The sequence below is a fragment of the Micromonospora sp. NPDC023644 genome, assembly GCF_040640115.1.
GTDB lineage: Bacteria > Actinomycetota > Actinomycetes > Mycobacteriales > Micromonosporaceae > Micromonospora.
In genome coordinates, this window is record NZ_JBFABA010000013.1 from 13,696 (window position 1) to 27,208 (window position 13,513).

Sequence of the window (13,513 nt, forward strand, 5' to 3'; positions counted from 1 at the left end):
CCCAGGTCACGGTCATCGACGCCTCCCTCGGTTGATCGTGAGGCCGACCGCGCCGGCCAGCACCGCCGCCACCCCGGCGGCCACCGCCCCGAGCACCCGGTGCTGCCGGCGGACCCGGCGACGCACCTCCGCATACGGGGTGGTCGAGAAGGACACCAGCTCGTAGCGGGAAACGTACCGGCCCGGCAGCACCCGCTCCAGCGCGTGCTCGACCTTCCGGCCGGCCTGGAACAGCGGCGAGGCGACCTTGTCCCGCATCTCCACGAAGTTCGCCAGCGCCATCTGCGCGATCGCCTCGGCGTTCTCCTGCCGCCGTTGCTGGAACAGCGGCAGCGCCTCCGACCAGTCGTCGGCGCACTCGTCCAGGCAGCGGTCCAGCTCGACCACGTCCTCGAAGGCGCAGTTCGCGCCCTGGCCGTAGAAGGGGACGATGGCGTGCGCCGCGTCGCCGAGCAGGCCGACCCTCCCGTACGCCTGCCACGGGGTGCAGCGGACGGTGCCGAGCACGCCGACCGGGTTGTGCTGGTAGTCGTCGACGAGGCCCGGGGCGAGCGGCGGCAGGTCGGGGTAGTGCTCGGCGAAGTGCCGCTCGATGGCCGCCGGGCTGCCCAGCGAGGCGAAGCTGGCGGTGCCGTGGGTGGGCCAGAAGAGCGTGCAGGTGAACGAGCGGTCCGGGTTCGGCAGCGCGATCATCATCGAGGTGCCCCGCGGCCAGATGTGCAGCGCCTCCGGGTCGAGGGCGAAGTCCCCGCCCAGCGGCGGGATCGTCAGCTCCTTGTAGCCGTAGTCGAGGAAGTCCACACTCTCGGTCAGCAGCCCGTACGCCAGCAGCTGCCCGCGCACCGCCGAGCCCGCGCCGTCGGCGCCGAGGACGACCGACGCGGTGGCCGCGACCGTGCCCTGCGGGGTCTCGAAGGTCATCCCGCCGTCGATCGGGTCGAGCCCGACGAGCCGGTGGTCGAAGGCGACCCGCACCCCGGGCAGGGCGGTGGCCGCGTCCAGCAGGGCGTTGTTCAGCGCGCCCCGGCTGATCGAGTTGATCGCCCGGTCACCGGCGGCGCTGTAGGACTGGAACTGCGCCTCGCCGTCCACGGGGTGGATCATCCGGCCGCGCATCGGCAGCCCGTCCGCCAGCACCTGCTCGTCCAGGCCGATCCGGCGCAGCGCGTCCAGGCCGCGCTCGGAGAGCGCCAGGTTGATGGAGCGTCCCCGCTCCACCGTGCCGGTACGCGGGTCGGGCCGGCGCTCGTAGAGCGCCACCGGGTAGCCGCGCCGGGCCAGGAAGCAGGCCAGCAGGCAGCCGGCCAGGCCCGCGCCGACCACCGCGATCTCGTTGCGTTCGTCGGTCATGAGTTCACCTCCACCGTGGCGGCCAGCGCCTCGGCGACCCGCCAGCAGTCGTGGAACGTGGAATAGAGCGGCACCGGGGCGAACCGGATGACGTCCGGCTCCCGGGCGTCGGCGATCACGCCGTGCTCGTGGCGCAACCGCTTGGCCAGCCCGGCCGCGCTGCCCGCGCCGATGCGCACCGAGAGCTGGCAGCCCCGCCGCTCCGGCTCCCGCGGCGTGACCACGGTCAGCGGACGGTTCGCGGTCACCTCGTCGAGCAGCCCCGCCAGGTAGCCGGTGAGCCGGACGCTGCGCTCGCGCAGCGCGGGCATCCCGACGGCGTCGAAGAGCTCCAGCGAGGTCCGCACCGGGCCCATCGCGAAGATCGGCGGGTTGGAGATCTGCCACGCCTCCACGGTGGCCGGCGGCCGGGAGACCGGGGTCATCTCGAACCGGGTGGCCGCCTCGGTGCTCCACCAGCCCTCGAAGCGGGGCAGGTCGGCGTCGCCGAGGTGCCGCTCGTGCACGAAGACCCCGGCCAGCGCGCCGGGCCCGGAGTTCAGGTACTTGTAGGAGCACCAGGCGGCGAAGTCGACGTCCCACTCGTGCAGCGCGAGCGGGACGTTGCCGGCGGCGTGCGCCAGGTCCCAGCCGACCACGGCCCCCGCCGCGCGGCCGGCGGCGGTGATCGTCGGGATGTCCATCAGCTCGCCGGTGAGGTAGTTGACCCCGCCGAGCAGCACCAGCGCCACCGTGTCGCCCTCGGCGGCCAGGTAGGCGGTCACGTCCTCGGTGCGCAGGGTGTCCTCGCCGGCGCGCGGGCGCAGCCGGACGACCGTGGTGTCCGGGTCGAGGCCGTGGAAGCGGGCCTGGCTGCGCACGGCGTAGCTGTCCGAGGGGAAGGCGCTGTCCTCGATGACGATCCTGGTCCGCGCCCCGGCCGGCCGGTAGAAGCTGACCATCAGCAGGTGCAGGTTGACCGTCAGGGAGTTCATCACCACGACCTCCGCCGGGGTGGCGCCGACCAGTCGCGCGGCCGGCGCCGTCAGCAGCTCGTGGTACGGCAGCCAGGGGCGCTCGGCCTCCAGGTGGCCCTCGACGCCCAACCGGCGCCACGCGTCCAGGTCGGCGACGAGTTCGTCGCGGGTGGCCCGCGGTTGCAGACCAAGGGAGTTGCCGGCCAGGTACGCGGCGTCGCGGAAGCGCCCGCCTTCGGCCGGGGGCACGTGGAACAGGTGGCGGTGCCCGGGGTGGGCGGCGTCGAGGCGGCGCGCCTCGGCCTCGCCGGCGGCGAGCCCGGACGACTCAGGTGCTCCGGTGTTCATGGGGTGTTCTCGCTCTCGGGTCACATCGCTGTCCGGGCCGACCACAGCTCGGGGAAGACCACCCGGGCCATGCTGCGCTGCAACCACGCGAGCCCGGCGGAGCCGCCGCTGCCGACCTTGGCGCCCATTGTCCGCTGCACCGCCTTGACGTGGTGCTGCCGCCAGTCGCCGAACTGCTCGGCCACCTCGGTCAGCGCCTCGCCCAGCATCCGCAGGTGGTTCTCCGGCCCCGGCTCGGCGTAGATCCGCACCCAGGCCGCCTCGACGGCGGCGTGCGGCTGGTGCTCGGCGGCGAACTCCCGGTCGAGCAGGTCGGCCGGGAGGTCGTGGCCGTGCCGGGCCAGCAGGGCGAGCACGTCGTCCCAGACGCTCGGCGCCGCCAGGGTGGCGCGCAGGTCGGCGTACACGTCGGTCTGCCGCCGGAACGGCCGGATCAGCGTCTCGTCGCGGAGGCCGAGCAGGAACTCCAGGTGGCGGTACATCGCCGACTGGAAGCCGGAGCCCTCGCCCAGCAGGTTGCGGAACCGGTTGAAGTCGGCCGGGCTCATCCAGCGCAGCCCCTTCCAGGCCGCGTTCAGCCCCTCCAGGTGCAGCGCGGCACGGCGCAGCGGGGCCAGCGCGTCCCACACCCGGTCGGCGCGCAGCAGCCGCTGCGTCTCGCGCAGCTCGTGGCAGGTCAGCCCGAAGTACAGCTCCATGATCTGGCTGACCATCAGGAAGGACATCTCACCGGGGTCGTCGCTCAGCGGCTGCTGAAGCTGGTGCAGCGTGCTGGCCTGCACGTACGCGTCGTACGGCACCCGCTCGGCGAACTCCAGCGTCGGTTCGCCGCCGTTGCGGGCGGCGCGGGCCGCGCGCTGCCGCGGGGTCGCCGGGCGCACCGCCGCCTTGGCGGGTACGCGCACGTCCGTCTGCTCCACCGGTGGCCTCCCTCTGCTCTTCGTCACCCGGGACGGCCGACGGTCGGCCGTTTTCGGGATGCCGACATGATCTCTCGGCGGAACCCCCGGATGGAATGCCGGATCAACGGCACTCACCCCGTCTGACCTGCGACGCAGAAGGCATGAGCCGGATTCGGCTTCGAGAAAGTAAGGTCGCCCCATGGACGACATGGACTGGGCGCTGCTGCGGGAACTGCAGGCCGACGCGCGCCTCTCCTTCAGCGAGCTCTCCCGGCGGGTGCACCTGTCGCCGCCGGCCGTGGCCGAGCGGGTACGCCGGCTGGAGGAGTCCGGGGTGATCACCGGCTACCACGCCCACGTCGACCTGACCCGGGCCGGGCGCACCGTGGTCGCGCTGATCCGGATGTCCTGTTACGGGGCGCGCTGCATCCTGCACGACCCGGACGTGGCGGGTTGGCCCGAGATCCTGGAGATCCACCGCATCACCGGCGACGCGTGCAGCATGCTCAAGGTGGCCGCCGGGTCGATCGGGGACTTCGAGGCGGTGATCGACCGGCTCGCCCCGTACGGGCAGCCGTCCAGCACGATGGTGCTCTCCACCCCACTCGAGTGGCAGCCGGTCACCCCGCTGCCCCCCGCCGACCGGCCCCGCTGACCGCCCCCGGGTTTGCCCCCCGGCCAGCGGGAAAGCAGGCCCTGTTGCCCGGGGAGGATTCCGGTGTTCGTCACCGGAAGGGGGGATCATGCCGGTGCTCACAGCGTTCCAACGTGCCCTGACCCGCGCCCTGACCGTGTTGGGCCTGGTCGGGGCGTTCGTCCTGACGACCGTCGCACCCGCCTGGGCGGGTGAGGAGGCCTTCGTCGAGGTGGTGCCCAACAGCGCGCAGGCCGGCACCCGGGTCAGCATCCGGGCCGGTTGCGACAACGCCAACGACCGCCAGGCCGACGTGCACTCCGACGCCTTCGGGCGGGTGATGCTGCGGCCGGACGACGGCTTCCTGACCGGCCAGGTCACCATCCCGGGCAGCAAGGAGCCCGGCGACTACCCGGTGAACCTGCGCTGCGACAACGGCAGGACCGCGACCACCACGCTCACGGTGCTGAACATGGAGCAGCCCAGCAAGGGCCCGGCCACCGGGGGCGGCGGCACCGCCGGCGCCTCGGGCACCGGCTCGATGCTGATGGTCGGCGGGCTCGCGGTGGTGGCCCTGGCCGTCGGCTTCGGCTTCTTCGGCAACCGCCGCCGGACCGGGGCCGGTTCCTGACCCGCCGTCGCCATGGCCGGCTCCCGGAGGCGTACGAGGCGATCGGACCCGGACCGGATCCGGGCGACCGGCCGGCGGGCGCTGCGGGCGTCCGGCCGGGCGGCGGCCGCGGCGGCCCGGCGGCTGCGCCGGGTGGCCGGGGAGGCGGTGTCGGCGAGCGTCGCCACCACCGACCCGCAGGCCCGACCGCTGCCGGCCCGGCCCCGCCACGGCCGGATCCCGGCCGGCCGCCGCCGGCTGGCCCCCGGTCGGGGGCCCGGCCTGCCGGTCCTCGTGATCGGTACGTTGATGGCGCTGATCGTCACGATGCTCGGCGTGGAGCGGATCGCCGGCGTGAGCGTGCTGCCGGACCGGTTCCTCGCGGGGCTGCGACCCGCCCCGAAGAAGTTCCCGGTGCTGCCCGCCAGCCGGCCCGTCGGCATCGCCATCGACCCGATCGACGTCCGGGCGCCCGTGCACGGCGTCGGCATCGCCCCGGACGGCAGCATCGCGGTGCCCGAGGCCGCCCGCGCCCACGAGGCCGGCTGGTACGACCAGGGCCCGACCCCGGGGCAGTACGGTCCCTCGGTGATCGTCGGGCACGTCGACACCGGCACCGGGCCGGCGGTCTTCCACAAGCTGCGGGACCTGCGCGACGGGGACCGGATCGAGGTCGCCCGGCAGGACCGCTCGGTGGCCGTCTTCGAGGTGGACTCCGTCGAGCGCTTCGACAAGGACCGGCTGCCGGTGGACGAGGTCTTCGGGGACTTCAGCCGTCCCCGGCTGCGTCTGATCACCTGCGGCGGGCGCTGGGTCGGCGGGGAGACCGGGTACGCCGACAACGTGGTGGTCTTCGCATCCCTGGTGCGGGCCCGTACGACGTGACCGGCGGCCGCGTCGGTGCGGCCCGCCGCGTTCCGCGGGGGTGGCGACGGTCAGGCCGCCTCGGGCTCGCGCAGGTCGAGCCAGTCGGCCCAGCGGGGGTCCGGCGCCCGGTGACCGAGCACCCGCCAGGCGGTGCCCTTCGGGGCCGCCGGCAGCGCGTGCAGGCGCCAGCCCAGCTCGGCCGGCGTCTTGTCGCCCTTCGTGTGGTTGCACCGGGCGCAGGCCGCGACGACGTTCTCCCAGGCGTGCCGGCCGCCCCGGCTGCGCGGAAAGACGTGGTCGATGGTCTCGGCGGGCCCCCGGCAGTAGGCGCAACGCCAGCCGTCCCGGGCGAAGATGGCCCGCCGGGAGAGCCCGACGTGGGTGCGGTAGGGCACCCGCACGAAGCGGGTGAGCCGGACGACCGACGGCACCGGCAGCGCGTCGCGGGCGCTGTGCAGGATGCCGTCGCCGTCGGCGACGCAGACCGCCTTGGCGGAGAGCACGAGAATGGCGGCACGACGCACCGACACGACGCACAGCGGCTCGTAGGTGGCATTGAGGACCAGCGCACCGGAGCCCACCGTGGGTCGTATGTCAGGCATCGCGTTCACCCTCCCGGTTCAGCGGCCCCTGCTCACCACCGCCGACCGGAAACGGGCACGGCGACCCACCACGGCCGACGCCGGCCGGATCACCGACGTCCGTGCGCCCATCGTCCCTGATCGGCCCCCGGATTGCACGTACTAATCCGGGGTCCCTCCGGAAGCGATCCCCACCCGTGTCAAGATGACCGGTTCGCCCGCGGCCGGTGGCGCCGTCCCGCGAGGGGTGCCGGGCCGGTCACGACGCGGAGGGTCGACGGGATCCGGCCGTGCCGGGTGGGGTACGAAGACAGCGTGACCGCTGCCAGCCTGACGCCGCTCGCCCTGCCCGCCGTCGAGGCGCCGGACCCGACTCCGTCGCCGACCTGCCTGGACGACGCCCTCTGCCGGAGCGTCTACGACATGACCGGCTCGGTGTGGTTCGCCGAGGGCAGCTACTGGATCCTGCTCAAGCCGCTGCGGGTCGTGCTGATCCTGCTGCTGGCGATCGCCGCCCGGTGGCTGGTGCACCGGACGATCCGCCGGCTGGTGCGCACCACCACCGACGCGGGCGTGCCGACCATGCTGCGTCCGCTGCGCGAGCGGATCCCCACGGCCACCGTCGAGCCGGGCGAGTTCGTCCCGGAGCGACGCCGGCAGCGGGCCGAGGCCATCGGTTCGGTGCTGCGCAGCCTGAGCACCGCGTTCATCTTCGGCATCGCGCTGCTGATGATCCTCAAGGAGTTCAGCTTCGACCTGGCCCCGCTGCTGGCCAGCGCCGGCATCGCGGGCGTGGCCCTCGGCTTCGGCGCGCAGAGCCTGGTCAAGGACCTGATCGCCGGCCTGTTCATGCTGATCGAGGACCAGTACGGCGTGGGCGACACCGTGGACCTCGGCGAGGCGACCGGCGTGGTGGAGTCGGTCGGGCTGCGGGTCACCACCGTCCGCGACGGGCGGGGCGTGCTCTGGTACATCCGCAACGGCGAGATCGTCCGGGTGGGCAACAAGAGCCAGGGCTGGGCCCTGGTGGTGGTCGACCTGCCGATCGGCTTCGCCGGCACGGAGGAGGCCACGGCGGTGCTGCGGACCGCCGCCGCCTCGGTGGCCATGGACCCCGACCTGGCGCCGGAGATCGTCGAGCCGCCGGAGGTGCTGGGCGTCGAGCAGATGACGGTCGACGGCGCGGTCATCCGTACGGTGGTCAAGACGACCGCCGACGGGCAGTTCGCCGTCGGCCGGGAGCTGCGTCGCCGGCTCGCCGAGGCGCTGGAGAACTCCGGCATCACCGCGAAGATCGCCGCCGCCCGCCTCTACCCCGGCATGCCGGTCCGCGCCCCCGGTGAGACCGGGCAGGGCGGCCCCACCTGAGGCGCCGGGACGCCGGGTGGCGGGGGTCGCGAGCCGGGTGGCCCCTCGGGTATCGTCCGTTCGTTCAGTCGGAGATGCGACGATCAACCCCTTCGCCCTAGCCAGTCGTCGGACGATCGGGCAAAATCCGGTGCACGCTCCCCGGAGCGCGATCACGTCCTCGCTGATCCGTAGATCTGACGACGGTTCCCGGGCCGTCCATCACGAGTGGCCCGCCCAGGGGAACGATGGAGGCGACGGTGCCTGACGAGCGACCATCCCCGGAAGGGCCCGCAACCTTCCGCGAGGTGTTCGCCAATCGCGAATACGGCGCCGTCTTCACGGCGAGCGCTCTCTCCTGGATCGGCGACTACATCGCCAAGGCCGCGGTCACCCTGCTGGTCTACGAGGAGACCCGGTCCGTCGCGCTCTCGGCCGCCGCCTTCGCGGTGAGCTACCTGCCCTGGCTGGTCGGCGGTCCCCTGCTCGCCACGCTCGCGGAGCGGCACCGCTACCGGCAGGTCATGGTGATCTGCGACCTGGTCCGGATGGTGCTGATGGTGTGCATCGCCATCCCCGGCATGCCCGTCCCGGTGATCCTGGCCCTGCTCTTCGCCACCACGCTGGCCAATCCACCGAGCCAGGCCGCCAAGTCGGCGCTGATCCCCCTGATCCTCACCGGGGACCGCCTGGTGGTCGGGCTGTCGATGATCAGCAGCGTCGGCCAGGCCGCCCAGGTCGTCGGCTACCTGGCGGGCGCGGCCATCGCCGCGTTCGACCCGACCGCCGCGCTCCTGGTGAACGCGGCGACCTTCGCCCTGTCGGCCGCGCTGGTCCGCTTCGGCGTGGCCGACCGGCCGTCGGCGATGACCGCCGCGCACCGCAGCCACCTGCTGCGGGAGACCGCGCAGGGCTTCCAGATCGTGTTCGGCACCCCGGTGCTGCGGGCCATCGCCGTGCTGGTCTTCGCCGCCATGCTCTTCTCCGTGGTGCCGGAGGGCCTCGCCGCCGCCTGGGCGAGCGAGCACGCCGGCCGGCTGGACGCCGGGGCCGCCCAGGCCATCATCATGGCGGCGAACCCCGTCGGCTTCATCCTCGGCGGCCTGATCGTCAGCCGGGCGTTCGGGCCGGACCGCCGGCTGAGCCTGATGCGGCCGCTGGCGGTGCTCTCCCCGCTGGCCCTGGTGCCCGCCCTGTTCGACCCGCCGCCGCTGGTGGTGGCGCTGCTCGCCGCGGCCTGCGGGTTCGCCGTCGCGGGCATGCTGCCGGTGGCCAACGGGCTCTTCGTCCGGGCCCTGCCCGACGGCTTCCGGGCCCGCGCCTTCGGCGTGATGGCGACCGGCGTCCAGGTCATCCAGGGCATGGCCGTCCTGGTCACCGGGTTGCTTGCCGAGCGGTACTCCATCCCGCTCGTGGTCGGGGTCTGGAGCGCCGTCGGGGTGCTGTTGATGACGCTCGCCGCCCTGCGCTGGCCGAGCCGCTCGACGATCGACGCGGCCGTGGAGGCGGCCCAGCGGGCGAGCGGGGCGGCCCCCCAGCAGGCAGGCGGGCCCGCCACCGCGGCGAGCGCGCAGGGGCGCCCCGGGGAGGAGCGGCCCGGCGGGCCGGCGGGCGGCTGGACGGTCGCCCCGGCGAGGCGGGACAGCAGCGGCACACGGTGACCCGACCCACAGCCGGCACCCTCCGCTCGCCCGGCGCGGCACCTGGCAGGATGGAACGGTGAATGCCGCAGGTGAGTCCGACCGGCCCGGTGCGTCGATGACCCTCTTCGAGGCGGTGGGCGGCGAGCCCACCTTCCGCAAGCTGGTGGACGAGTTCTACGCCGGGGTCGCCGCCGACCCGCTGCTGCGCCCCATGTACCCCGAGGAGGACCTGGGCCCGGCCGCGGACCGGCTGGCCCTGTTCCTCATACAGTACTGGGGTGGCCCCAACACGTACTCGGCGCAACGGGGGCACCCGCGGCTGCGGATGCGCCACGCGCCGTACCGGATCGGCGCCGCCGAGCGGGACGCGTGGCTGCTCCACATGCGCCGCGCCGTCGACCGTCTCGACCTGCCCCCGGAGATCGCCACCGCGCTGTGGGACTACCTGGAGCGGGCCGCCTACTTCATGGTCAACGCGATGGAGGACCCGGCGGGGCCGGCCTGACCCGACCGGCCTGACGCCGACCGACCTGACCCGACCGGCCGCCGGACGGACTCCGGCCGGCCGCCGGGCGATCGCACGGACGTCGGGCCGGTGGGCCCGGCCCGGCGTCGTACGGCACACGTCGCCCGGCGGGCGTCGGGCGTCGGGCGGCTCAGAGCAGGGCGCCCTCGTCGTGCAGCCAGTCCACGAAGCTGGTGGCGACCGCCGCTCCACAGTCGAGCATCTCGACCAGCAGCGCGTCGTGCGCCCCGGCGCCGAACGGCACCTGCAACTCCGCGTAGATCGGCAACTGCCCGCGCTCGGTCGGGTCTCCGATGTAGGCCTTGCAGAAGCGGCGGGTGTGGTTCCACTCGTTGACCACCCGGTAGGCGCGGTCGGCCCAGTCCGGCGGCACCGTCGCGTGTGGACGGGCCCGCATCACCAGGATCTCGTCCTCCGGACCCTCCAGGGTGACCAGCACGGCGTGCCGCTCCCACATGGCCAGCAGGTTGCCGTCGCCGTCGGCCAGGTAGCGCACGTCGAGCATGTCGAGTGCGTCGCAGACGCGGCGCAGGGTGACCGGCTCGACCGTGGCGGGCATGTCCGCTATCACGGCACGCTCCGTCGGTGGGCAGTCGTCTCCCGGCTGACGCGGGGTCGGTGGTCCGACCCGGACGGTGCTCTCCACTGTGATCCCGCTCTGCCTTTCCGGGTCGCCGCCGCCATTGGCGGGACCGGGGCGCCATGACCACCACGGCATCGCTCGCGCACCTCACTCCCCAGCGGATCCAGTCGCCTACAGTGCGTTGGATCCGAGGATGGACGGTACCCGGACAGCCGGGTTGAAGCACCCCCCCAACGACAGCACCAGGACAGAAGAACGACCAAGGGTCATCCGAACGGATGAACTCAGACGGGCCGCACGGCAAGATCGGTGGCCTTCTGCGACCAGATCGCTCCGTACGGTCCCACCAGACCGACCCATCGGCCGACCGTTCGCACCTGGACGTCGCCCCCGCCGCCCGCCTCGGCGGACCCCTCGGCCGCCCCGAGGAAGCCCATCCGGACCAACCCCTGGACCATCCGCTGGGTCACCTCGACCGGCTCGCCGGGCGGGTCGTCCGGGGTGACCACCACCGGCACGTGGTCGAGCAGCGCGTCCCGCAGCGCCCGCTGCCCGACCGCCCGCCCGCCGACGCCGTGGGCGCTGGCGTCACGCAGGGCTCCCGCGGCCGCCGCCGCGATCCGCCGCAGCTCCGCGCCCGGCAGCGTCTCCACCCGGCGGCTCGCCGTGGGCGGCAGCGGCCACCGCCACCGCTCGTCCCGCCGCGTCGGCAGGGCCGCGCCGCCCGCCGCGAGCTCGGCCAGCAGCTCGCCGGCCGAGACCGTGGCGTCGCCGGGGCCGTCGCCGGCCACCGGGCGGACGACCAGCACACCCCACGGCAGGCGCCCCCAGAGGGCCGTACGGCCCGTCGCGCCGGTCGACCGGAGTCGGACCGGGGCGTCGCGGTCCAGCCGGACGAGGCGGGCCAGGAAGGCCCCCGCGTCGGCGGCGTCCGCGATCCCGTGCCCGGCGGCGGCCGGCCCGCCGCCGGCCCGTGCCCGGGCGGCCGGCCCGTCGGTCGCCGTCACGCCACCGGCCCCTGCGGCGCGTACGTGAGCAGGAACGTCCGCTCCTCCGGGGTGATCCGCCGGGGCCGCTGCCGGGTCAGGTCGAACGGCACCAGCACCGAACGGGCGCGGCTGGCCAGGACCTCGCCGTCGAAGAGCTCGTAGGCGACGGTGAAGGACGCGCCCCGGATCTCCTCCACCCACAGCTCGATGCGCACGGTGGGGGCGGCCTCCGCGGTGGCCCGGCCGAGGGCGTACTCGACCGGGCGCAGGTAGTCGATCTCGTGCCGACTGATCACGACGCCGTCGGCGAACGAGCCCACTCCCCACGCCCGGCCGCCGGCGAACATCAACGCCACCCGCGCCTCCTCGTAGAGGGTGAGGAAGCGCGAGTTGTTGATGTGGCCGTACGCGTCCAGGTCGGACCACCGCAGGGTGCAGTGGTACACAAAGCGATCACTCATGATCGGCAGCGGTCCCCGCTCTCAGTCACGGGTCAGCTTGCGGTAGGTCACCCGGTGCGGGCGGGCCGCCTCCGCGCCGAGCCGGTCGACCTTGTTCTTCTCGTACGCCTCGAAGTTGCCCTCGAACCAGAACCACTTGGCGGGGTTCTCGTCGTCGCCCTCCCAGGCCAGGATGTGCGTGGCGACCCGGTCGAGGAACATCCGGTCGTGGGAGATGACCACGGCGCAGCCGGGGAACTCCAGCAGCGCGTTCTCCAGGCTGGAGAGGGTCTCCACGTCCAGGTCGTTGGTCGGCTCGTCGAGCAGGATCACGTTGCCGCCGATCTTCAGCGTCAGCGCGAGGTTGAGCCGGTTGCGCTCGCCGCCGGAGAGCACCTTCGTCGGCTTCTGCTGGTCCGGCCCCTTGAACCCGAACGCGGCGATGTACGCCCGCGACGGCATCTCGACCTTGCCGACCATCAGGTGGTCGAGCCCGTCGGAGACGACCTCCCAGACCGTCTTGTCCCCGGCGAGACCCTGCCGGTTCTGGTCGACGTACGACAGCGAGACGGTCTCGCCGACCCGGACGTCGCCGCTCGTCGGCTGCTCCAGCCCGACGATGGTCTTGAACAGGGTGGTCTTGCCGACGCCGTTGGGGCCGATGATGCCGACGATGCCGTTGCGCGGCAGCGAGAACGACAGGTTCTCGATGAGCACCCGGTCGCCGAAGCCCTTGGTCAGGTTGTGCGCCTCGATCACCGTGTTGCCCAGGCGCGGGCCCGGCGGGATCTGGATCTCCTCGAAGTCCAGCTTGCGGGTCTTCTCCGCCTCGGTGGCCATCTCCTCGTAGCGGTCGAGGCGGGCCTTGGACTTGGTCTGCCGCGCCTTGGCGTTGGAGCGGACCCACTCCAGCTCCTCGGTGAGGCGCTTCTTCATCTTGGCGTCGCGGCGGCCCTCGACGGCCAGCCGGGCGGCCTTCTTCTCCAGGTAGGTGGAGTAGTTGCCCTCGTAGCCGACGGCCCGGCCGCGGTCCAGCTCCAGGATCCAGCCGGCCACGTTGTCGAGGAAGTACCGGTCGTGGGTGATCGCCATGACGGTGCCCGCGTACTTGGCCAGGTGCTGCTCCAGCCAGGAGACGCTCTCCGCGTCCAGGTGGTTGGTGGGCTCGTCGAGCAGCAGCAGGTCGGGCGCCTCCAGCAGCAGCTTGCACAGCGCCACCCGGCGCCGCTCGCCCCCGGAGAGCTGGGTCACGTCGGCGTCCGGCGGCGGGCAGCGCAGCGCGTCCATCGCCAGTTCGAGCTTGGAGTCGATGTCCCACGCGTCGGCGTGGTCCAGCTCCTCCTGGAGCTTGCCCATCTCCTCCATCAGCTCGTCGGAGTAGTCGGTGGCCATCTGCTCGGCGATCTTGTTGAACCGCTCCAGCTTGGCCTTGGTCTCGGCGACCGCCTCCTCGACGTTGCCGAGCACGGTCTTGGCGTCGTTGAGCGGGGGCTCCTGGGCGAGCAGGCCGACGGTGTAGCCGGGCATCAGCCGGGCCTCGCCGTTGCTCGGGCGGTCCAGGCCTGCCATGATCTTGAGGAGGCTGGACTTACCGGCGCCGTTGGGGCCGACCACACCGATCTTGGCCCCCGGGAGGAAGCTCAGCGTCACGTTGTCGAGCACGACCTTGTCGCCGTGCGCCTTGCGCGCCTTTTCCAGGACGTAGATGTACTGGGCCACGGTGCGGGCTACCTCCGT

At 73.4% G+C, this 13,513-nt stretch carries 14 protein-coding genes; 6 read left to right on the plus strand and 8 right to left on the minus strand.

The annotated features are described in order from the left end of the window. Positions 1–12: 12 nt before the first annotated feature. The 3 genes from AB0G08_RS12730 to AB0G08_RS12740 are packed head-to-tail and all read right to left on the minus strand — an operon-like array spanning position 13 to position 3,574. The gene (locus tag AB0G08_RS12730) at positions 13–1,350 is read right to left on the minus strand and encodes an NAD(P)/FAD-dependent oxidoreductase (RefSeq protein WP_358086707.1); all 1,338 of its coding nucleotides are present in this window, start codon (positions 1,348–1,350) and stop codon (positions 13–15) included. Beyond that, positions 1,347–2,654, minus strand: a complete 1,308-nt coding sequence (gene kynU / locus AB0G08_RS12735) for a kynureninase (RefSeq protein WP_358086708.1) — start codon at positions 2,652–2,654, stop codon at positions 1,347–1,349. The genes AB0G08_RS12730 and kynU overlap by 4 nt, the downstream gene beginning before the upstream one ends. Before the next feature lie 20 nt (positions 2,655–2,674). Then, positions 2,675–3,574: a tryptophan 2,3-dioxygenase family protein gene (locus AB0G08_RS12740; RefSeq protein WP_358086710.1), complete on the minus strand. Its 900-nt coding sequence runs from the start codon at positions 3,572–3,574 to the stop codon at positions 2,675–2,677. A gap of 181 nt (positions 3,575–3,755) precedes the next feature. On the opposite strand from AB0G08_RS12740, the gene AB0G08_RS12745 reads away from it, so the two are divergent. The 3 genes from AB0G08_RS12745 to AB0G08_RS12755 all read left to right on the plus strand — a co-directional run bounded on the left by AB0G08_RS12745 (position 3,756) and on the right by AB0G08_RS12755 (position 5,685). Next, positions 3,756–4,211: an Lrp/AsnC family transcriptional regulator gene (locus tag AB0G08_RS12745; protein WP_358086712.1), complete on the plus strand. Its 456-nt coding sequence runs from the start codon at positions 3,756–3,758 to the stop codon at positions 4,209–4,211. Positions 4,212–4,347: 136 nt separating this feature from the next. Next, positions 4,348–4,821 (plus strand): hypothetical protein, encoded by a 474-nt coding sequence (locus tag AB0G08_RS12750; protein WP_358086964.1) that lies wholly within the window; start codon positions 4,348–4,350, stop codon positions 4,819–4,821. A 12-nt stretch (positions 4,822–4,833) separates the two neighbouring features. Further along, complete coding sequence (locus AB0G08_RS12755) at positions 4,834–5,685, plus strand: class F sortase (protein WP_358086714.1); 852 nt, start codon at positions 4,834–4,836, stop codon at positions 5,683–5,685. 50 nt (positions 5,686–5,735) lie between these two features. Here the strand turns inward: AB0G08_RS12755 and AB0G08_RS12760 are convergent, their stop codons facing one another. After that, the gene (locus AB0G08_RS12760) at positions 5,736–6,269 is read right to left on the minus strand and encodes an HNH endonuclease (RefSeq protein WP_091628780.1); all 534 of its coding nucleotides are present in this window, start codon (positions 6,267–6,269) and stop codon (positions 5,736–5,738) included. A gap of 294 nt (positions 6,270–6,563) precedes the next feature. On the opposite strand from AB0G08_RS12760, the gene AB0G08_RS12765 reads away from it, so the two are divergent. From AB0G08_RS12765 to AB0G08_RS12775, 3 genes are all read left to right on the plus strand, one after another. After that, positions 6,564–7,616 carry a mechanosensitive ion channel family protein gene (locus AB0G08_RS12765; protein ID WP_358086715.1) on the plus strand — a complete coding sequence of 351 codons (1,053 nt, stop codon included), beginning with the start codon at positions 6,564–6,566 and terminating at the stop codon, positions 7,614–7,616. Positions 7,617–7,843: 227 nt separating this feature from the next. Next, complete coding sequence (locus AB0G08_RS12770) at positions 7,844–9,256, plus strand: MFS transporter (RefSeq protein ID WP_358086717.1); 1,413 nt, start codon at positions 7,844–7,846, stop codon at positions 9,254–9,256. Positions 9,257–9,353: 97 nt separating this feature from the next. Beyond that, complete coding sequence (locus AB0G08_RS12775; RefSeq protein WP_358086966.1) at positions 9,354–9,743, plus strand: globin; 390 nt, start codon at positions 9,354–9,356, stop codon at positions 9,741–9,743. Positions 9,744–9,894: 151 nt separating this feature from the next. Here AB0G08_RS12775 and AB0G08_RS12780 read toward each other — a convergent pair whose 3' ends face one another. The 4 genes from AB0G08_RS12780 to ettA all read right to left on the minus strand — a co-directional run bounded on the left by AB0G08_RS12780 (position 9,895) and on the right by ettA (position 13,495). Next, positions 9,895–10,482 (minus strand): YbjN domain-containing protein, encoded by a 588-nt coding sequence (locus tag AB0G08_RS12780; RefSeq protein WP_357867252.1) that lies wholly within the window; start codon positions 10,480–10,482, stop codon positions 9,895–9,897. 149 nt (positions 10,483–10,631) lie between these two features. Next, the gene (locus tag AB0G08_RS12785) at positions 10,632–11,354 is read right to left on the minus strand and encodes a hypothetical protein (RefSeq protein ID WP_358086719.1); all 723 of its coding nucleotides are present in this window, start codon (positions 11,352–11,354) and stop codon (positions 10,632–10,634) included. Then, a complete protein-coding gene (locus AB0G08_RS12790; RefSeq protein ID WP_358086721.1) occupies positions 11,351–11,797 on the minus strand; it encodes a thioesterase family protein in 447 nt (148 codons plus the stop codon). Before AB0G08_RS12790 ends, AB0G08_RS12785 begins: the two co-directional genes overlap by 4 nt. A 21-nt stretch (positions 11,798–11,818) precedes the next feature. After that, positions 11,819–13,495, minus strand: a complete 1,677-nt coding sequence (gene ettA, locus AB0G08_RS12795) for an energy-dependent translational throttle protein EttA (protein ID WP_357867258.1) — start codon at positions 13,493–13,495, stop codon at positions 11,819–11,821. Between the last annotated feature and the right edge of the window lie 18 nt (positions 13,496–13,513).

Bases quoted from the DNA above. Each gene is read 5' to 3' on its own strand.
- AB0G08_RS12760 (WP_091628780.1), bottom strand. From the start codon at position 6,269: ATGCCTGACATACGACCCACGGTGGGCTCCGGTGCGCTGGTCCTCAAT.
- AB0G08_RS12775 (WP_358086966.1), top strand. From the start codon at position 9,354: ATGACCCTCTTCGAGGCGGTGGGCGGCGAGCCCACCTTCCGCAAGCTG.
- AB0G08_RS12755 (WP_358086714.1), top strand. From the start codon at position 4,834: ATGGCCGGCTCCCGGAGGCGTACGAGGCGATCGGACCCGGACCGGATC.
- AB0G08_RS12745 (WP_358086712.1), top strand. From the start codon at position 3,756: ATGGACGACATGGACTGGGCGCTGCTGCGGGAACTGCAGGCCGACGCG.
- AB0G08_RS12790 (WP_358086721.1), bottom strand. From the start codon at position 11,797: ATGAGTGATCGCTTTGTGTACCACTGCACCCTGCGGTGGTCCGACCTG.
- AB0G08_RS12730 (WP_358086707.1), bottom strand. From the start codon at position 1,350: ATGACCGACGAACGCAACGAGATCGCGGTGGTCGGCGCGGGCCTGGCC.
- kynU (WP_358086708.1), bottom strand. From the start codon at position 2,654: ATGAACACCGGAGCACCTGAGTCGTCCGGGCTCGCCGCCGGCGAGGCC.
- AB0G08_RS12780 (WP_357867252.1), bottom strand. From the start codon at position 10,482: ATGCCGTGGTGGTCATGGCGCCCCGGTCCCGCCAATGGCGGCGGCGAC.
- AB0G08_RS12770 (WP_358086717.1), top strand. From the start codon at position 7,844: ATGGAGGCGACGGTGCCTGACGAGCGACCATCCCCGGAAGGGCCCGCA.